Origin of the sequence: Allomuricauda sp. d1, assembly GCF_039592695.1 — a bacterium.
GTDB lineage: Bacteria > Bacteroidota > Bacteroidia > Flavobacteriales > Flavobacteriaceae > Flagellimonas_A.
This window is the reverse complement of sequence record NZ_JBBUTK010000001.1, coordinates 64,321-84,151: the sequence shown is the minus strand read 5'-3', so window position 1 is coordinate 84,151 and position 19,831 is coordinate 64,321. Positions and strand designations below refer to the sequence as shown.

At 44.0% G+C, this 19,831-nt stretch carries 17 protein-coding genes; 9 read left to right on the top strand and 8 right to left on the bottom strand.

The window, feature by feature from the left end; translation table 11 throughout:
- Positions 1 to 153 precede the first annotated feature (153 nt).
- The gene (gene rlmB / locus AAAH86_RS00340) at positions 154 to 897 is read left to right on the top strand and encodes a 23S rRNA (guanosine(2251)-2'-O)-methyltransferase RlmB (RefSeq protein WP_343485504.1); all 744 of its coding nucleotides are present in this window, start codon (positions 154 to 156) and stop codon (positions 895 to 897) included.
- Here rlmB and AAAH86_RS00335 read toward each other — a convergent pair.
- The gene (locus tag AAAH86_RS00335) at positions 885 to 1,613 is read right to left on the bottom strand and encodes a rhomboid family intramembrane serine protease (RefSeq protein ID WP_343485503.1); all 729 of its coding nucleotides are present in this window, start codon (positions 1,611 to 1,613) and stop codon (positions 885 to 887) included. The two genes, rlmB and AAAH86_RS00335, sit on opposite strands and share 13 nt — an antisense overlap.
- A 100-nt stretch (positions 1,614 to 1,713) precedes the next feature.
- Here AAAH86_RS00335 and AAAH86_RS00330 point away from each other — a divergent pair, with 100 nt between their 5' ends.
- Entirely contained in the window at positions 1,714 to 2,991 is a 1,278-nt protein-coding gene (locus AAAH86_RS00330) for a replication-associated recombination protein A (RefSeq protein WP_343485502.1), read from the top strand.
- On the opposite strand, the gene AAAH86_RS00325 is transcribed toward AAAH86_RS00330, so the two are convergent.
- From AAAH86_RS00325 to radC, 6 genes are all read right to left on the bottom strand, one after another.
- Positions 2,988 to 3,833 (bottom strand): hypothetical protein, encoded by an 846-nt coding sequence (locus AAAH86_RS00325; protein ID WP_343485501.1) that lies wholly within the window; start codon positions 3,831 to 3,833, stop codon positions 2,988 to 2,990. The two genes, AAAH86_RS00330 and AAAH86_RS00325, sit on opposite strands and share 4 nt — an antisense overlap.
- A 13-nt stretch (positions 3,834 to 3,846) precedes the next feature.
- Entirely contained in the window at positions 3,847 to 5,322 is a 1,476-nt protein-coding gene (locus tag AAAH86_RS00320; RefSeq protein ID WP_343485500.1) for a DUF5723 family protein, read from the bottom strand.
- The gene (locus AAAH86_RS00315) at positions 5,319 to 5,858 is read right to left on the bottom strand and encodes a hypothetical protein (RefSeq protein WP_343485499.1); all 540 of its coding nucleotides are present in this window, start codon (positions 5,856 to 5,858) and stop codon (positions 5,319 to 5,321) included. The genes AAAH86_RS00320 and AAAH86_RS00315 overlap by 4 nt, the downstream gene beginning before the upstream one ends.
- Positions 5,859 to 5,911: 53 nt before the next feature.
- Complete coding sequence (locus tag AAAH86_RS00310) at positions 5,912 to 6,601, bottom strand: YjjG family noncanonical pyrimidine nucleotidase (RefSeq protein ID WP_343485498.1); 690 nt, start codon at positions 6,599 to 6,601, stop codon at positions 5,912 to 5,914.
- Complete coding sequence (locus tag AAAH86_RS00305; RefSeq protein WP_343485497.1) at positions 6,594 to 7,889, bottom strand: polysaccharide deacetylase family protein; 1,296 nt, start codon at positions 7,887 to 7,889, stop codon at positions 6,594 to 6,596. The genes AAAH86_RS00310 and AAAH86_RS00305 overlap by 8 nt, the downstream gene beginning before the upstream one ends.
- A gap of 76 nt (positions 7,890 to 7,965) precedes the next feature.
- The gene (gene radC, locus AAAH86_RS00300; protein ID WP_343485496.1) at positions 7,966 to 8,664 is read right to left on the bottom strand and encodes a DNA repair protein RadC; all 699 of its coding nucleotides are present in this window, start codon (positions 8,662 to 8,664) and stop codon (positions 7,966 to 7,968) included.
- A gap of 195 nt (positions 8,665 to 8,859) precedes the next feature.
- Here radC and AAAH86_RS00295 point away from each other — a divergent pair, with 195 nt between their 5' ends.
- The 4 genes from AAAH86_RS00295 (at position 8,860) to AAAH86_RS00280 (ending at position 10,640) form a co-directional block, all read left to right on the top strand.
- Positions 8,860 to 9,303 (top strand): DUF1569 domain-containing protein, encoded by a 444-nt coding sequence (locus AAAH86_RS00295; RefSeq protein ID WP_343485495.1) that lies wholly within the window; start codon positions 8,860 to 8,862, stop codon positions 9,301 to 9,303.
- 69 nt (positions 9,304 to 9,372) lie between these two features.
- Complete coding sequence (locus AAAH86_RS00290) at positions 9,373 to 9,582, top strand: hypothetical protein (RefSeq protein ID WP_343485494.1); 210 nt, start codon at positions 9,373 to 9,375, stop codon at positions 9,580 to 9,582.
- Positions 9,583 to 9,626: 44 nt separating this feature from the next.
- Positions 9,627 to 9,728: a hypothetical protein gene (locus tag AAAH86_RS00285; protein ID WP_343486805.1), complete on the top strand. Its 102-nt coding sequence runs from the start codon at positions 9,627 to 9,629 to the stop codon at positions 9,726 to 9,728.
- A gap of 84 nt (positions 9,729 to 9,812) precedes the next feature.
- Positions 9,813 to 10,640: a methyltransferase domain-containing protein gene (locus tag AAAH86_RS00280; RefSeq protein ID WP_343485493.1), complete on the top strand. Its 828-nt coding sequence runs from the start codon at positions 9,813 to 9,815 to the stop codon at positions 10,638 to 10,640.
- A 32-nt stretch (positions 10,641 to 10,672) separates the two neighbouring features.
- Here the strand turns inward: AAAH86_RS00280 and AAAH86_RS00275 are convergent, their stop codons facing one another.
- A complete protein-coding gene (locus AAAH86_RS00275; RefSeq protein ID WP_343485492.1) occupies positions 10,673 to 12,028 on the bottom strand; it encodes a Mur ligase family protein in 1,356 nt (451 codons plus the stop codon).
- Between the two features lie 310 nt (positions 12,029 to 12,338).
- Between AAAH86_RS00275 and AAAH86_RS00270 the strand changes: the two genes are divergently transcribed.
- From AAAH86_RS00270 to AAAH86_RS00260, 3 genes are all read left to right on the top strand, one after another.
- A complete protein-coding gene (locus AAAH86_RS00270; protein WP_343485491.1) occupies positions 12,339 to 12,650 on the top strand; it encodes a cupin domain-containing protein in 312 nt (103 codons plus the stop codon).
- 67 nt (positions 12,651 to 12,717) lie between these two features.
- Positions 12,718 to 13,503 (top strand): SDR family oxidoreductase, encoded by a 786-nt coding sequence (locus AAAH86_RS00265; RefSeq protein ID WP_343485490.1) that lies wholly within the window; start codon positions 12,718 to 12,720, stop codon positions 13,501 to 13,503.
- Positions 13,504 to 13,658: 155 nt separating this feature from the next.
- Complete coding sequence (locus AAAH86_RS00260; RefSeq protein WP_343485489.1) at positions 13,659 to 19,760, top strand: MG2 domain-containing protein; 6,102 nt, start codon at positions 13,659 to 13,661, stop codon at positions 19,758 to 19,760.
- The last annotated feature ends 71 nt before the right edge of the window (positions 19,761 to 19,831 follow it).

Genomic DNA, 19,831 nt, shown 5'->3' with positions numbered 1-19,831 from the left:
AAGGTTACCACTATTTTTAAATTTACAAAAAACATTGCTTTATACATTGACGGGTAATCAAATACCATAATCCTATTCAAATAGATGAGATAAAAATAAATTTCCTCGAAAGTTGTTTCAAAGACAATTTGCTTTTCACCTACCTTTGTTTACATGAGTTCGACAAATCAAGTCTATGGCCTACGAGCAATAATAGAGGCACTTCACGCCAAAAAGTCCATCCATAAAATATATCTGCAAAGGGGGTTGCAGGGTGACCTGTACAACGAACTGAAACAACTGGCGGCATCCGAAGGCATTGGTGTTTCAACTGTGCCCAAAGAAAAGTTGAACCGTTTGACCAAAGGCAATCACCAAGGTGCTATTGCCCAAATATCACCGATTGCTTTCAAAGACTTTTCTGAATTTATGGACGAGCTACAACAAATCGATAATCCATTTTTGTTGATGCTGGATGGCATTTCTGATGTGCGCAATTTCGGCGCCATTATTAGAACAGCTGAATGTACCGGTGCAAACGGAATCATTATCCCCAAAAACGGTGCCGCCCCCATAAACGATATCACGGTGAAGACCTCGGCTGGTGCTGCATTCAACGTCCCCATTGTAAAAGTAGATCATCTAAAAGATGCCATTTATTTTTTGCAATCAATGGGGATCAAAACCATAGCCGCCACCGAAAAGACCTCGACATTGATATACAAAACAGATTTTTCAACGCCTTGCGCCATTATCATGGGTTCAGAGGATAAGGGTGTGACCCCCTCCATCTTAAAAATCGTTGACGAACAAGTCAAACTCCCCATGAGAGGGAAAATCGAATCGTTGAACGTTTCCGTGGCCTGTGGTGCCGTTTTATATGAGGCTTTGCGGCAGCGGTTGGGTCAATCAGGGTGACCCTCATCTCTTTTATAGTTGTATCGAATCTTGATTTGTTCCTCTGAAGCCTCAGGATTCTCTATGAAATTGCCCTCTTCATCAAAATGTTTGAGAAATTCATCCTCCTCTTCCTGATAATCTTCCCTTTCCCACGAATACTTTGGTTCTGCGGGCAGGGGTGTTTTGACAAGCACGGCCAACAGCAATCCCGTAATAAATCCTGAAAGGTGTCCCTCCCAAGAAATACCGTCTTTGATGGGCAGAATATACCACAGCAATCCACCATAAATAAAAACTACGGTCAACGACAGTGCCACCAAACGATAGTGCTTGGTGAAAATCCCTTTAAAGAAAATAAAACTGGCCAGCACATAAATGATACCACTGGCGCCAATATGGTACGAAGGCCTGCTGATGACCCAGGTAAGCAATCCAGATAGGAAAAAACCGATCAAAAAAACCCTCAGGGCCACATTGCGATAAAAGTAAAACAACGAAGCAAGAAGCACTGCCAACGGAATGGTGTTATTGTACAGGTGTTCAACAGAGCCGTGGATAAACGGACTGAACAGTACTCCTTTGAGACCTGAAAACTTGCGTGGATATACCCCTAAATCATTCAGGTTCACCCCAAGTTTGAGTTCGAGCCAATAGACCGTCCAAATGGATAGCATAGCCAGCAAAGGAGCCAGTAACACAGTATTTGAAAACTTGAATTGTTGTGATTTGGCCATAATTTCTTGTTCGCAATTTACCTTCCAAAAACCAAATTTGTACAAATTGTCATAAAATGTCTAATTTTCGCTTGAACGAAAAAAAATCTAAATCAGTTCAATGAACGAACCCCTGGCAGAGCGCATCAGACCGAAAACCCTTAAGGAATACATCAGTCAGCAGCATCTGATTGGCAAAGGTGGAGCATTGACCGAGCAGATAAAAAAGGGCATCGTGCCCTCGCTCATTTTTTGGGGTCCGCCCGGTACCGGAAAGACCACATTGGCCAATATCATCGCCAACGAAAGTGGTAGGCCTTTTTACACGCTGAGTGCCATCAGCAGTGGTGTGAAAGATGTTCGTGAGGTCATCGAGAGAGCGAAAAAGAGCGATGGACTGTTTACTTCAAAAAATCCCATTCTTTTTATTGACGAGATACACCGCTTCAGCAAATCACAGCAAGATTCTTTGTTGGGTGCCGTTGAAAAAGGCTGGGTCACTTTGATAGGCGCTACGACCGAAAATCCTAGTTTTGAGGTCATCCCCGCATTGTTGTCAAGATGTCAGGTCTATGTTTTGAATGCCTTTGGAAAAAAGGATTTGGAAGCCCTACTCAACCGTGCCCTTGAACAAGATGCCTTTTTAAAGTCAAAAAAGATAGAACTTAAGGAAACCGAGGCTTTGCTCAGACTTTCTGGAGGCGACGGTAGGAAGCTTCTCAATATTTTTGAGCTCCTTGTCAATTCAGAGAATAGTGAGCCCATTACCATAACCGATGAATTGGTAAAGACCAAAGTTCAAAAAAATACGGTACTGTACGACAAAACAGGCGAGCAGCACTACGATATCATCTCTGCTTTTATAAAATCGGTAAGGGGCAGCGATCCCAATGCCGCCGTGTATTGGCTCGCCCGGATGATCGAGGGTGGCGAAGATGTGAAGTTCATCGCACGTCGCATGGTCATTTTGGCCTCGGAGGATATCGGCAACGCTAACCCAACTGCTTTGGTGATGGCCAACGCAACCTTTCAGGCAGTCAATACCATTGGGTATCCTGAGGCGCGAATCATTTTGAGCCAATGTGCCATCTACTTGGCAAGCTCGCCAAAGAGCAATGCCAGTTATCTTGCCATTGGCAAGGCGCAACAGAAAATCAAGGAAACCGGTGACCTGTCCGTGCCGCTGCACATTCGTAATTCCCCAACCAAATTGATGAAAGATTTAGGCTACGGAAAGGGCTATGCCTATGCCCACGACCATCAAGATAATTTTATGGAACAGGAATTTTTACCTGATGAAATCGCTGGAACTACCTTTTACAATCCTGGAAACAATGCACGTGAAAATGCATTAAGGGATTTCTTAAAAAAACGCTGGAAGGATAAATACGGGTATTAAAACTTGATCCTGATCTCTTTTTTGATTTGGGTGCCGTCAGTTTTGGTGCCCTCTAACAACCATTTGCCCTCTTTTTTGAACATCAGTCCATTTGAAAGCTCATCACCCTCGACCAAATAGACCCCATCAGCGGAAGTATTGAGGATTCGGTACTTGATTTTTGGTGTCGAATCTACCAATTGGTAGCCATTTTCGATGGGTTGGGCATACAGCAAATCAATTTTGGCCTTCGTTGTAGTTTCCGAGGATGCCTTTTTGATGTTTGATTCTACAGGTTCCATGCTCTTGAAGCTCTGATCCTCTGGGGTCGCTTTCTGCTCTACCGCTACATTTTTAGGGGTTTCATCCAACGACTTGACATCGTTTTTAAAATTGAGTGTCACGGTCTCTTCTGATGTTTCTTCCTCTTCTTCTTTGGGCTCATAACTATAGTTGACAATGTCAAATGAAGAGAATGCCCTTCGGATGGCCTCATCATAAGACTTTTTATATTCCTTAAGCTTGCTGCCCCCCTCAATGGTCGTGAAAACAGTCTGCAACTCACAGTTTTGTAAAAACAGGGTGGTTTTTGTGCGAAACAATGAAGAATCGTCTTTTAGGCGCACTTTCAGCGCCAGGCAAGGGTCTTTCTTTAAATCCTCTGGGTAATCACCCTCATACACCGCATTGAATCCTTTTTTGACAAACAGGTGCTTTATCAATGTGCTTGTTTGGTACTGGTTCTCTTTTTTAAAGGCGTCGAACCTCTTCGGCACAATGATGTACTTGTACTCATTAAATTGTGCCTGAACACCCATGGATGAGACCAAAAAAACCAATAAAAAGAAGCAAATAGATTTCATGTGGAAACGACAATCAATTATCGTTCCAAGATATGATATTAAATCCGATTTGAAAAGATGCATAGTGACTGTCGGCGATGTTGCGGTACCCCAACAAATTGTCTGCCAACATATAAAAATTGACCGGGCCAGCCTGTAGGTTCAGCCCCAATCCCAAATTTGCAAATGAATATTTGTCGACTGTGTATGTGGTCTTCAACGCCAATATATTGCCAAACCTTCTTTGATAAAAAGCAGTCAAAGCAGCTTGTGGGCCTCTGGCCCTGTTCATCATGAACAAATGGCCACCGACGGCATTCTTATAATCGAAAAAATCGTTCCGTTGCCCGCTTTTGCCCGGGGTACAGTCGCAATGGTCAAAACTTCCACGGGAAGAACGTACGGGGTTTTTATTGTTCCCAAAATTATGGCGTATCGATGCATTCAGCTTAATCGGTCGCAATGAGATATAGGCATCTTGATTGGTATCGTAGGGTACAAGTTCTTCAATATCGTCTACCAATTCTTGCCACAGATCATTGTTGCCCTGAAACAAGTCTTCTGGAAGAAAAATTTCGATGCCCTCATTGGTCACGGCACCGTCAAGCGTGTAGTTTTCCAACCCGTTGGAGTGATAGATAAAACCTACATCCAAAAGGCTTCCGGTGATAAAGGTGCTTTCGTTGAGTTTGTAGGTAAAGCCGAAATCGGCCCCTAACCCCAGATTTCCTCCAAAAAAGGAACGTTCCAACAACCATCTGGGCAAGGCTTCACTTTGGGCAATGGTATCATCCTCCAAAATATCCAACAATTCACGAATACCGGAAGTTTTCAATTCGAGGTCAGCAACGATGGTATTTGCCAATAGGTTGTTCTGACCCTCGGTGGTCACAAAATAACCTGAATTCCGTATGGACCTGAAATCGAACACGCTTGAATACAACTTTCCGCGTATGCCAACATTCCACTGGTCGTTCAATTTTCTGTTGATGCCAAAATGAAATACGTTGACCGCCTCGCCCTGTGTCGCCAAATCGCCCAAATCAAAACGTCTGTTCAGATTATTCGCATTGCCCTCAAAACCCAAAATCGCCAAATCTTGAGGCCAGAAAAAAGAGATGAATCCTTCACCGTACATTCCGAAGGAATAGTAGTCATCGGGCCTGTTTTTGCCACGAAAACCGCCACTGAACACTTCAATTTGACCACTTCCGCCAAATTCGTCGCGTCTACTGAGCCCGTTGATGGCACGGTCTCTGACCTTGGTGGTGAAATCGATGCCGTCATTGGCAAACAGGTCGTTTACCGTGATACCACTGGTACCCGCCTGGGAACTTATACCTGACAGCAAGGGAATACCAGCATGCCATTTGTAGGGGGTCTTGACACCCGGATTTACCATCAACGATTGCGGAATCTCGTAAAAATCATACAGCAGCTGTCTGTTCTGTGACCATACCGATGCCATGCACAGCATAGCCATACCAAAGAATGCCAGAATACTTTTCATTGTAGTCTCAACCTAAATGCAGCACTGGATTTTAAAATAATCTTTGGATTTGGTTGTGTAGAGGTGCTGGTATCATCGCCCAAGTTTTGGCCCCCTACCCGTATTTCAGTGGTATTTCTAAGGATGTCAAGGCTTCTGCCACCATTGCCATAGGCGATTTCCCGCACCAAAAACGGTGCTGGGTCAGGTTGTATGACAAATGCTTCCGTATCGAGAACATTGCCTCCATCATCCAAAAAATCTATCGAAATGGCAATTTCCTTGCTTGTGGTATTTTCGACTTGGTAGGTAATGGTTCCATCCAAAATCCTCTCGGAGACAAAGGCCTCGTTGAACGCCTCAAAAGTGAACACTTCTGAATAAAAGTTGCCGCTGCCCGCCAAGTTGATGATATCCTCACCAGATTCAAGATATAAAATGCTCGATGCGAGTGTGGGGGTCACCGATAAATCATCAAACTGCCCAAAATCCTGCTCCTCAGAGCAAGAAAAAAGCGCAAAAATGCAGATGAACAAGGCTGTCAGACCTTTTTGCATGGCATGATCTTTTTAGGTAAACAGTCTATCGACTTGCCTACCCTACTATAACTCTATAAAATGTTTTTTATTTCGATAAGATCGGTGATAATTGGGCAAACATCATGGTCGGGTTCTCGGTGCGCATTAAAATGCAATGCGTTCATGCCCATCGCCTGTGCCCCCAAAATATCAGCTTCTAGATTGTCGCCGACCATCAATGTCTTTTCGGGTGATACACCAGCTCTGTCAAGTGCCACTTCAAATATTTTTGGATGCGGCTTTTTTACCCCTGCAGTTTCAGAATCGATGATTTGATCAAAATAATGGTGAATATCGGCGTTCTTCAGTTTTTTGTATTGAATTTCTGTAAACCCATTGGTGATGATGTGCAATCTATATTTCGGAAGCAGATAGTCAAGGGCCTCTCTGGTATTCGGAAAAATATGCCTGAACGAAGATAAATGGGCTATGTAGTCGTTGGCCAACACATCAATAAGCGTATCTTCAATACGTATCTGCAAAGCATCAAACGTCTTTTTTAGCCGTTGATAGCGCAATTCGGCCTTGGTGACACGCTCTTCACGGTACAGTTTCCAGTATTCTTGGTTGAGAGGCACATAGATTTCCAAAAAATGGGGTAAATGCACTTCTATTTGATGCTGCAGCAGGATTTTCTCAAACGTCAGGGCAGAATTTTTCTCGAAATCCCACAAGGTATGGTCCAAATCAAAAAAAATATCGGTGATGCCGTTTCTAAACATAATAGCGCTTTAGAAAAGCCTCGTAAAGCTCCAGCCAATTGATGCGATGTTTGCTGCCGAGCAGTTCGTTGGAAAAAACGGTTGTAAAATGGCCATTGACCCTTTTCACGGTTCGATAAATGGGGTCGATTTCATCAAAAATCTGGTCTTTCTTCTTAAAATCGTGCAATGCATAATCGTATACCACAAACGGATGCATCCTCAACGGCTGCCGTACCTCTAGCGTGATGTCATAAAAATAAAAAGGGGTGCAGGTACCTGCCCTGAAGCCGATTTCAGAAGAATAGCCCATGGTATAATCATCGGTAAATTCGGCGTCAATCACATTTCTGTAGGTCACGGGAATGTTCACCCGATTATACCGCAGGCGGGAATAGTTGACGGGCCTATTGATAAGCTCGGAAAGGCTTTTTTTCTCTTCGACCAACTTTTGGTGCTCCAAACTGGCCTCATGTGAAGCGCTCAAGGAAACAATACTGTAATCAGCGACCGATTTTATCAAATACCTGAATTTGTTGTTCAGGGGCGATACATTTTTATTATGAACTGAATACTTTGCGAACTGAAAGAAAAATAAGGTCTTTGCGCGAAATTTTTTGTGTATTTCGACCAGCTCCATAAAATTGTCATAAGGGTCTTTTCTAAACCCAAAAAGTACGCCCAAGCGACGGAATAGTGCACGCAAACGAAAAGAGACCAAATCTAACAACAGCCCGCCCAACGTTCTTGCAACGCCCCGGTGGGCGTAATTGTGCGAGGTGGTCACATTGATGATAGAAGTGAAAGAATAGCTTCTTTTAGGGGGATTGATTTCAGGAAAACGCTCTGACAGCAAATGACCAAATTTGTAGGCCCATAAATCGACCACGGGCAGCTTTAAGAATCCGTTTTGATGGGCAATGCTCTCTTTTGCCGGAAAACGGCCAAGTTCATCCTTGACATGCGGAAGGTATTCTTCGTACCGGCTCAACAAATAAAAACTTGCCGCGAAGATGTCAAAGGGCACATTGCTACGGTCACCCGCCCTAAAAAAACAGGGCACATCATCCCATTCATCCACATGAATTGCAATATCATTGATGCCCTGCTCGAACAACAAGTCGTTGCTACGGATAAAAAATTCGTTCTGTAGGGGTTGCTTGGTATACGTGATCTTAGGGCCTTTGTGTTTGATGAAATCTTCGACCTTGGTAGTAAAGTCAATGTCAAGCCCGAGTATGTTGCCACATACCTGCCGCATGGTAAAAGAGAAGCGCGGGGTTATTTTATGGGTGTAGATGAGCAACATAGTCGGTCAAAAGTACGAAGGTAGAAATTAGAAGTACGAAATGCGAATTATGAATTGTTGTTCGGTGCTTGGAATTTTATAAAATTCCCTGATCGGCAAAGCTGAGATATTCCTTTTCGGTGATGATCAAATGGTCGAGCACTTTCATATCGAGTGCTTTGGCTGCCTGTTGTAGTTTTTGGGTGATTTCTTTGTCCGCTTGGCTGGGCTTCAATGTGCCCGAGGGGTGGTTGTGAGCCAATAAAAGTCCGACCGCGCCATGCTCCAATGCCTGCTTCAATACCAAACGCACATCGACCAAGGTGCCCGTAATGCCCCCTTTGCTCAACTGTTCTTTGTGCAATACTTTGTTTGAATTGTTTAGGTAGACGATCCAAAACTCTTCATGGGGCAGTTCGCCCATAATGGGATGCAACACTTCAAAAGCATCGTGGCTACTGGTGATTTTTGAAATGGTCTGGGCAGCCTCACCCCGTCGCCTACGACCAATTTCCAAAGCAGCGGCGATACTCACAGCCTTGGCCTCACCAATGCCCTTAAACTGCATCAACTGTTTCACAGACAGCCTGCCCAATTCATTGAGGTTGTTGCCCGCAGCGGCCAAAATACGTTTTGAAAGCTCGACCGCACTTTCTTCGCGACTGCCAGAACCGATGAGAATCGCAATCAACTCGGCATCAGAGAGTATCGAACGCCCCTTTTGCAAGAGTTTTTCACGGGGTTTGTCATCATCGGCCCAGTGTTTTATTGAAAAAGAGGTCGGTTTTTCTTGCATCTGCTAAATATAGTTTTTTTTGGTTGTTGAAGGATGGATGTTGGAAGACAGATGACGGGTGTTAGAAGACGGATGATGCACATAAAGTTCTGATTTTGCACTATTATTGGATACGAATGGCACGAATTTCCACAAATTGAGTTTAGACTTGAACTTGAACTTGATTTTGTAATTTGTTGCCAAAACACAAACCCCATGAAATCACTGTTTGAAAAGGAAGCTTATGACGAGCTTTTAGAAAGATTGGAAAAAATCACGCCTGATTCTGAACGATTGTGGGGTAAGATGAGCCCCGCACAGATGGCTTGGCACTGTCAGTTTCCGTTAAAAATAGCAGTGGAGAACAAAGACCGTGGCGTCAGTGGCAACCCGTTGGTACGATTGCTTTTCAAAAAAACGCTCTACAACGATAAACTGTGGCGTAAAAATCTGCCCACCGCACCAGGGCTCAAAGCCACTGAAGAAAAAGACTTTGACGAAGAAATGCCGAAACTGAAGCAACTGGTCACAGCCTGTTACGAAGCACGAGAGCGTGACCAATGGCACCCACACCCTTTGTTTGGTAAGTTGACCCCAGAACAGTGGGGCAAAATGGAGTACAAACATCTGGACCATCATTTGAGGCAATTTGGGGTGTAATGATTATCCGATAAGGAAAATCTAAACGTTTCCGCCAGAGGCGTTTTCGTTCTTGACCAAGACCGTGCTGTGGACTTTTATACGAACAAGTTGGGATTTGAAGTTAGAACAGATGCATCAATGGACAAATTCAGTTGGCTCACGGTTGGACACGAAGACCAGCCGGAAATGGAGCTTATTCTGATGCCTATCTTAGAACAAATGCACGGAGGTAAAAAATCTGCGGACCAACTACACAATTTAGTCAAGAGGGGAGCTATGGGGCAGACCAGTATTTGAATGAAGATATTTATGCAACTTATAAAGAACTCAAAAGTAAGAGAGTGGAATTCACTAAAAAACCGACCAAGGAATTTTATAAAACTGAAGCCGTATTCAAAGATGATTCTGGGAATTGGTTTTCATTAGGAGAAAGAGAGAAATAAAAGCAGTTGCCAACACGTTATCCTCTGAAAAGCCCTAATCGAATGTCCCGAAGATAGAGTATTAATCAACCTATACATTGGTTAATGAAAAATCTAAACCAAAATATCGAGAAACATTATCTAAAAGAAAGGTTGTTTGAAGACATTATTACCCGTTTAAAAGAAATGGAGGTTGATTTAGACTCCGTTACCCGAAGTGATATTGCAGGTGTTGATGAATTTCATGTACGGGGAGCTGAAGTCTCGAAAGAGCTTGCCAAAGAAGCTGACCTGAACGGGCTTGAGGTACTTGATATAGGCTGTGGCCTTGGGGGGCCATGTCGCATGCTGGCAGATGACTACAATTGCAACGTCACGGGCATCGACCTTTCACATGAGTATATTAGAACTGCTAGAGCACTGTCTAAATTGGTAAAACTTGACCATAAGACCAAATTTTTGGTCGGGGACGCTGCAAACCTTCCGTTTGATGATGGTTCATTTGATGCAGTTTGGACCCAACATGCCCAAATGAACATCCCCGAAAAGAAAAAATTCTATTCAGAGATTAAAAGGGTTTTGAGACATCGTGGTCTTTTCCTGTACTACGATATATTCAAAAACAATGATGACATCGTAGAATATCCGATGCCTTGGGCCTCTTCAGCAGCGCACAGTTTTCTGTTCAAGACCAACCAAATGAACGAAATCTTGAATGAGCTTGGGTTCAAGCAGTTGTCGACAAAAAATCAAACCAAAGCCGGAACAGCATTTTTTGAGGCACTTGTTATAAGATTGAAAGAGTTTGGGCCACCCAAAATGGGGCTGAATGTTCTTATGGGCCAAAGCACCAAACCCAAATTGTTAAACCTTCTTGGTCATTTAAAAAGCGGTGCGTTAATGCTCGAAAGTGGCATTTATAAAATAGAATAACTGTTGCGAAGAGGGTCAATGTGCCTACAGCATTAGTCAAACTTCTTCTTTACAACCTCAAAATCCAATCCCCCGTAATTACCGGAACTCATCAACAGTAAGGTGGTGTTCTCAAAATTTTGGCCAAACAGAAAATCCTGAAAATCCTTTGGGTCGGTAAAAATCTTCAAATCTTCGCGTTGAAAGGCTTCGGCTATTTGGGTTTCGGTGACCGCATCCAATTTTTTTATTTTGACCGCTTCGGGCGAATAAAAGACCACGGCTTCATCGGCTGGATTCAATGCTCCCTGATATTCTTTTAAAAATTCTGCATTCAAACTGCTGTAGGTGTGCAGCTCTAAACAGGCCAATACCCTACGGTTGGGATACTGCGCAGCTACCGCCGCTGTGGTTGCCGCCACCTTGCTTGGTGAGTGGGCAAAATCTTTAAAGGCGACAGAAGTTCTGTTCTCGGCAATTTTTTCTAAACGTTTTGAGGCGCCCTTAAATGAGGCAATGGCTTCATAAAAATCGGCTTCGTCAACGCCCATTTGTTGACAGATCCATTTGGCACCAGCGAGATTGTTGAGATTGTGCTTACCGAATATCTCAATGGGCATGGGTCCTTCAGGAGTTTCCAAAAAGGTGGTGCCATCTTCAACCGTATGGTCAGGCGTTCGGTACGGAAACTTACGGATGGTATTTTCTGAAGCTTCCACCACTTTTTTAAGCTCCGCATCCTCTTCGTTATAGGTGATGCTTCCACCCTTGACAATGCCATCGACAAAAATCTGGAACTGCTGTACATAGTTTTCCCAAGTGGGGAAGACATTGATATGGTCCCATGCGATACCGCTCAATAGGGCTATGTTGGCATGGTACAGGTGAAATTTTGGCCTTCGGTCAATGGGTGATGAGAGGTATTCATCCCCTTCCAGCACGATAAAATCATTTTCTTCGGTCAAGTGTACCATACGGTCAAAGCCCTCTAACTGTGCCCCGACCATATAATCTACCTTTACATCCCAGTAGTTCAACACATGTAGAATCATCGAAGTGATGGTCGTTTTACCATGGCTGCCTCCAATAACGACACGCGTTTTGTCTTTGGATTGTTCGTATAAAAACTCAGGATAGGAAAAGATTTGAAGTCCCAGTTCTTGTGCCTTGAACAACTCAGGATTGTCGGGTTTGGCATGCATGCCCAAAATGACCGCATCCAAATCCGTGGAAATTTTTTCGGGAAACCAGCCAAACTCCTCTGGAAGCAATCCTTTTTCGTTCAACCGACTTTTTGAAGGCTCATAGATGATGTCGTCACTGCCCGTGACTTGGTATCCTTTATGTGCAAGGGCCAAGGCCAAATTGTGCATGGCACTGCCACCAATGGCGATAAAATGGATTTTCATAAACTATTTTTTTCTTTCTCCAAGAATAGATGGAGAAAGCTTCGAATGGTACTCGTCCCGCCGTGGTGGGATGGCGAAGTTTCGACATCAGTTTTATCCGCATTAGGCGGATAAAAATTCCTATGGAGAAAGTGTCCTTTCTTTGGTTCGTTTCTTACTGCTTCCGACGAGTTTACGAGAGGAAAGCACCACAAAGAAATGAACAAAAAACAAGAAAACACCCCTAAAGTCCCCTCAAGGGGACAATTCTTTGAATAAATCAACCTGTATACTTGAGAGATATTTCTATCTTGAAAGCTAAAATAGCTATATGAACTTATCCGAAATTAAATCAAAGGAAATCATGCCCGGATATCATGGCAAACTGGTACATGCCGAGACCATGAGCTGGGTCTTTTGGGATGTGGAAAAAGAAGCCGAAGTGCCCGAACACCACCATCATCATGAACAGATCATGCACGTGGTGGAGGGTCGGTTTGAATTTACACTGGATGGAAAAACAAATGTTTATACACCAGGCGATGTGGTCATCATTCCGTCGAACACCCCACATAGCGGAAAAGCTTTGACACCCTGTACGTTGATGGATATTTTTTGTCCGGTTAGGGATGAATATAAATAAGTTAATGGTTAAATGTTAATAGTCTCCCCCCTAATAACCATTAACCGTTAACCATTAACCTTTACACATGAACATATCACTAAAAGGAAAAAAAGCATTGGTCGGTGGCAGTAGCCGTGGTATCGGCAAGGCCATTGCCAAGCAATTGGCCAAGAGCGGAGCAAGCGTAACTTTAATGGCAAGAAGTGCTGATACGATGAAAACAATCATCGAAGGTTTACCCACGGTTGATGGCCAAAAACACCAATTTTTAAGTGTTGACTTTTCTGATTTTGAAGGGTATAAAAAAATCATTTCAACTTATTTCGAAACAAATAGCGTTGATATTTTGGTCAACAACACCCAAGGACCAGCGGGTGGCGGGGCACTTGAAAAGTCGGTCACAGATTATCAAAATGCGTTTGATGTTTTATTCAAATCTGTGGTGTTCACAACAGAACTCGCCCTTAAGCACATGCAGAAATCGCAGTGGGGGCGTATCATCAATGTGGCCTCCATATCGGTCAAAGAGCCGTTGAACTATTTAGCACTTTCAAATTCGATACGGGCTGCAGTGGCCACTTGGGCAAAAAGTCTCTCGCTCGATGTGGCAAAAGAGGGCATAACCGTTAACAACGTGCTCACGGGCTATTTTGATACGGAGCGTATTGCGAACCTCAATGCCCAAAAAGCTGAAAAAATGGGTGTCAGTCAAGCTGAAGTCCGCTCAACCATGGAAGACCAAGTACCTGTCAAAAGAATCGGTAAGCCTGAGGAATATGGCTATCTGGTCGCTTTCTTGGCTTCAGATAAGGCAGCCTATATCAACGGAACGAATATTCCTATCGATGGAGGGTTGTTGAAATCATTGTAGCCTCCCCCAACCCCCCTCCTAAAGAAGGGGCTTTTTATTGAATCATCGCTTACAAACTATAAAAAGTGGTCTTTAGCTAATCGAACCTACTACTTCCCTAATTGTTCATTGTCTTTGGCATCGCTTTTCTACATCTTTGTTATGTAAATTTATGGATGATGAAAGCATTGACCGTTTTTTTGACTTTATTCTTATTCTCATACATGACACAGGCACAAGACCAAAACAATTCATATTCAGAGCTTTGGAAACAGGTTGAAAAACTTGAAAACGAGGCGTTGACCAAATCTGCGCTTAAGGTAGTTGAGACCGTCTTTGTTGAGGCCAAAAAAGAGGATAACTCACCGCAAATTGTCAAAGCCTTGCTCTATACCTCAAAATATGCCTTGACATTGCAAGAGGATGCCCAACTCAAAATTGTCAACGATTTTAAGGCGGAGATTGAAAAAGCGGATTTCCCGACCAAAAATGTATTGGAAAGCTATCTGGCCAACCTGTACTGGCAATATTTTCAACAGAATCGCTATCAATTTTATAATCGCACGGAAACCGAAACAAAGGTAAATTCCATTGATTTCAGAACGTGGGACCTGACCACGCTCTTCGAAGAAATAGACATCCATTTTAAAGCCTCGTTGGCAGATGCCGGGGAATTGCAAAAAATCGAGGTAGGCGAATTCGACCCCATTCTCAACGAACAAAAGCATTCTGAAATCTACCGCCCTACCCTGTTTGACCTCTTGGCACACACCGCGCTGCAATTCTATAAAACGGATGAAAACAGTATTACAAGGCCTGCGGATAAATTTGAAATCGACGACCCCAATATTCTTTGCGAGGCCAATGCCTTTGCCCAACTGAAGATTGATGCCCGCGACGATACCTCATTGCAGGCCACAGCCATACATTGTTACCAAGATTTGGTCAAATTTCACCTTTCCGATACCGACCCGAAGGCATTGGCCGATGTGGATATTGAACGTTTGAACTATATACATCAAAAAGCGGTCTTTTCGAACAAAGACCGACATTATCTTGAAGTCCTTCAGAATTCCGCAGAAAACTTCAAACAAAGCGAGGTCGCTGCACTGTACCGTTACGAAATCGCAAAACTGCACCATGAACAGGGCAGTACGTATCAGCCACTGGGGAATGGTGAACACCGTTGGAAACAAAAAGAGGCCCTCGAAATCTGTGAAGCGGTCATTGCTGAATTTCCCAAAAGTCGGGGCGCTGAAAAGTGCAGGGCATTAAAGGCTGACATCCTTTCCAAAAATATACAGATGACCCTTGAAAGGCATATCCCCATCAACAAACCTTCACGCATTCTGGTCAATTATAAAAATCTGGATGGATTATCACTGACCGCCTACAAAGCCTCAAAAAATGACATTGAGAAATTGAACAGGCTCTACCCTGAATCCAAGCAATTGGCGTTCATTAAAAAGTTGCCTACAGAAAAAACTTGGGAGGCTTCCCTAAAAAAAGAAAATGATTACAAACAGCACAGTATCGAAATACTGTTGCCCGAACTCAAAAACGGACAATACATCCTACTTGCCCAACCAAAGGACGGCGGTAATGGCACCTTCGCTTATGCTCCTGTTCAGGTAACCGATTTGGCCGTGGTAGAGACCCAAATGCAGGGCGAGCACCGTTTTCAGGTCATTGACCGAAACAATGGTCAGCCGAAAGAAGGGGCAAAATTACAACTGACCTATCAAGAAAATTACGATCGGGGTTTACTGAACAAAACTTTTACCACAGATAAAAATGGGGTTGTAACCATTCCGTCACCCTCAAAGACATGGACATCTGTGCAAATCAAAACTACCCACAGCGGCGATACGGCGCATTTTGGGGAGTACTACATCCAACAGAAATATAATTCGAGGATTCTGCACAACGTCAGCTACAATGCTTTTCTGTTTACCGATAGGAGTATTTATCGCCCAGGCCAAACAGTTTATTTTAAGGGGATTATGACCGTGAAGACTACCAATGATGCTACTTCGGTACAACCGAACACGCAGGTCACCGTAATGCTACGTGATGTGAATTATCAAGAGGTTGCCCAACAAGAATTCTTGACCAATGAATTTGGATCGTTTTCTGGGGAGTTTGTGTTGCCAAGTAGCGGATTGACTGGAAATTTCTCGATTCAGGTCACCTCAAAAGCCGTAAATCTCAGCGCAAATACCAATTTCTCGGTCGAAGAATACAAAAGGCCCAAGTTTAAGACTTCCTTTGAGCCTGTGACCGAAACCTATCGGGTCAACGACAGCATCACGGTCAAAGGCACCGCCACTGCCTATGCTGGAAGCAACATTACCGATGCCAAGGTCGGTTATCGGGTCAAACGGGTAGTCTATTTTCCACGATGGTATTATTGGAGCCGGCCGTATTATAACACCAATGAACAAGAAATTGCGCATGGGGAAACCACTTCCGACGCTTCGGGTCATTATGAGATCGATTTTAAGGCGATTCCAGACAACTCTGTTCCCAAAGAAAACCAACCGACGTTCTCGTATGAAATCACTGCCGATGTGACGGACATCAACGGAGAGACCCGTTCTGCCACAACAGTGGTACAGGTGGGATACCATGCCATGAGTGTCAACATAGGGCTTCAACAGCGTTTGCAAAAAGGTGAAAAAGATACGTTGTCCATTTTCACCACCAACCTCAACGGCCAACCCGTGGATGCCAAGGGTACTTTAAAGCTCTACAAGTTACAGGCCCCGGAATATGTGTTGCGTGACCGCCCTTGGAATGCCCCGGACTATAAAAACTGGACAAAGGAAGAATTCAAAAAACGCTTTCCCCATGAAGCATACCGCAATGAAAGTGACCCAAAAAACTGGAAAAAAAGGGCTTTGGTTTGGGAAGGCGATTTCGATACGGGCAAAACAAATGGGGTAGCCTTGAAAGCTGAAAAGAAATGGGATTCAGGAAAGTACCTGCTCGAATTGGAAACAACGGACAAGTTTGGGCAACAAGTCACCGAAAAGGCCATGACGACCGTCGTAGACGAAGATGAAACCAAACTGCCCGATAACCAGTTGTTCGACATCCAACTTGACCAATCAACATACAAAATAGGGGAGAAAGTAAAAGTTACGGTAGCCTCCACAGCCAAAAACCTAGTCGTCACCGTAACAATCGAAAAAGACCGTAAGGTTATGGAAACCAGAACCATATCGTTGAGCGATGGTTCAAAAAGCTTTTCTGTGCCCGTGACCGAGGCTGATTTGGGCGGTTTTGCCATCAACTACAGCTTTTCGGCCTTCAACGGATTCAAATCAGGTTCAATGACCGTACCAGTGCCCTACCCTGTCACAGACCTTGAAATCGAGACCGTTACGTTTCGAGACAAACTGAACCCCAGTGCTGAAGAAACGTGGTCGTTCAAGATCAAGGGGCCCAAAGGCGATAAAGTGACCGCCGAACTCTTGGCCAGTATGTACGATGCTTCCTTGGATGCTTTTCGGGGGCATTACTGGAACGCGAGTTTCAACTATCGCCCAACCTACTACTCCAACAGCTACCATAACGCCTACCATAGTTTTGGTACGGAAGGATTTCGGGTGTACAACAACTTTTCCAACGAGTATAGCTACACACCCCAATACTATGATTCGTTTGATTGGTTTGGGCTCCATTTTGGATATCGCTACGGTGCATTATCCAAAAGAAGCCGAATGATGAGGGCAGAAGGTGCTCCACTCGGCATAGTAGCCAATGAAATGGAAGAAGATGTGGCTTTGGATGAAGTAGTGTTGGGCGATGCCGCAGCAGCTCCCATGTCAAAAGCCGATAAGGAAGCCAACAGACCACAGCAACAATCGATAAGAGACGAACAAAAAGAAGCACAAGAAACAAGTTTTGGTGAAGTCGCCATCCGTAAAAATCTACAGGAAACCGCTTTTTTCTTTCCGCAATTACAAACCGATACCGAGGGCAACGTTTCGTTCAGTTTTACCACGCCTGAGGCCTTGACCCAATGGAAACTTCAGCTATTGGCCCATACCAAAACGGCACAAAGCGCATACACCGAAATGACCACCGTAACCCAAAAAGAATTGATGGTGATACCCAATGCGCCCAGATTTTTAAGGGAAGGCGATGAGATTACCATTAGTACCAAAATTTCCAATCTGACCGATAAAAAACTTTCAGGACGAGCGAAGTTACAACTGGTCGATGCCGTATCAGGTCAGGATATTTCAACACAGTTGCTCGTTTCTCCCCCTGTGGGGGAGTCAGAGGGGGCTCCTTTCTCTGTAGATTCCCTAGGCAACGCCCAAGTCTCATGGCGTCTCAAGATTCCGAAAGGGCTGCAAGCAGTGCAATACACCGTATTGGCAAAAGCAGGGGATTTTAGCGATGGGGAGCAAAACGTATTGCCCGTATTGACCAACCGTATGTTGGTCACCGAGACCTTACCGATGTGGGTACGCAGCAATCAGACCAAGACTTTTGAACTTGAAAAGTTAAGGGAGCATACATCAACAACTTTGAGCCATCATAAACTGACACTGGAAGTCACTTCGAATCCCGCATGGTATGCGGTACAGGCCCTGCCCTATTTAATGGAGTATCCCTACGAGTGCAACGAGCAGACCTTTGCCAAATATTATGCGAATACACTGGCAAGCCATATTGCGAATAGCAATCCACGTATCAAGGAAGTTTTTGACCAGTGGCGGAATTCTGATGCGCTGTTGAGTAACCTTGAAAAAAAACAAGAACTAAAATCATTGTTGATCCAAGAAACCCCTTGGCTGCGAGATGCCCAATCGGAGACAGAGCAGAAAAAGCGCATCGCGCTATTGTTCGACCTGAACAAAATGAAAAATGAACAAACCAATGCCTTGAACAAACTACAGCAGAACCAGATGTCATCTGGTGCCTGGCCCTGGTTTAAGGGTGGAAGGGCCAATCGCTATATCACCCAACATATTGTCACGGGATTGGGCCATTTAAAACACTTAAATGTCACGCTGAGCGCAGTCGAAGCGCAAGAAAATAACATGCTCCAAAAAGCCATTGCCTATCTCGATGCGGAATTTGTCAAGGAATATGAACAGATGAAAAAATATGCTGCCAATCTGAACGATGACCATTTGAGTCCTATGCAGATTCAGTATCTCTACATGCGGAGTTTCTTCAAAGAGGTCAAGACTTCCAAAAAAGTGACTGATATCATGGGCTACTACAAAGGTCAGGCCCAGAAATATTGGCCCAACAGAAGATTGTATTTAAAAGGGATGTTGGTCTTGGTCTTGCACCGTATGGATGATTCTGCCACGGCGAACAAAATATTGCGTTCCCTCAAAGAAAATAGCATTACCAATGAAGAACTGGGCATGTACTGGAAGGAAAATACCGCCTCGTGGTACTGGTACCAAGCCCCCATTGAAACACAGGCTTTGATGATAGAAGCGTTTGGTGAGATAGAAAATGATGTGGAAACTATTGATAACCTGAAGGTCTGGTTGCTCAAAAACAAACAGACGAATCAATGGAAAACCACCAAGGCCACGACCGAGGCGGTCTATGCCTTATTGCTACAAGGCAGTGATTGGCTCTCGGTCACCGAAGCGGTTGACGTTTTGGTTGGGGATAAAAAAATAAATCTTTCGGAATTGGAAGATGTCAAAGTGGAAGCAGGCACTGGTTATTTCAAAACCTCTTGGGATGGAAGCGAAGTCGAACCTAAAATGGCCGAAGTACAATTGACCAAAAAAGGTGAGGGAATTGCATGGGGAGCACTCTACTGGCAGTATTTTGAGGATTTGGACAAAATCACTTCCGCAGAGACTCCCCTGAAATTGAAGAAAAAGTTGTTTCTCAAGAAAAATACAGATACAGGGGAGCAGATTTCGGAAATCACTCCAGAAACTGATTTAAAAGTGGGCGACCTTGTTCGTGTTCGCATTGAATTGCGTGCTAACCGCGACATGGAGTTCATTCACATGAAAGATATGCGCGCTGCAGGATTTGAGCCTGTCAATGTCATATCAAGATACAAATGGCAAGACGGACTCGGTTATTACGAAAGCACCAAAGATGCGAGCACCAATTTCTTTTTTGACTATTTACCGAAAGGGGTATATGTTTTTGAGTATGATTTAAGGGTCAACAATGCAGGGGATTTCAGCAATGGTATTACCACCATTCAAAGCATATATGCGCCTGAGTTCAGTAGTCATTCTGAGGGGGTCAGGGTTTCGGTCAGAAGTAAACAGTGATTAGTGAACAGTTTGTAAGTGAAAAGTGCATAATTGCCGCGTATAGCGTATAGCGTATAGCGTATAGCGTA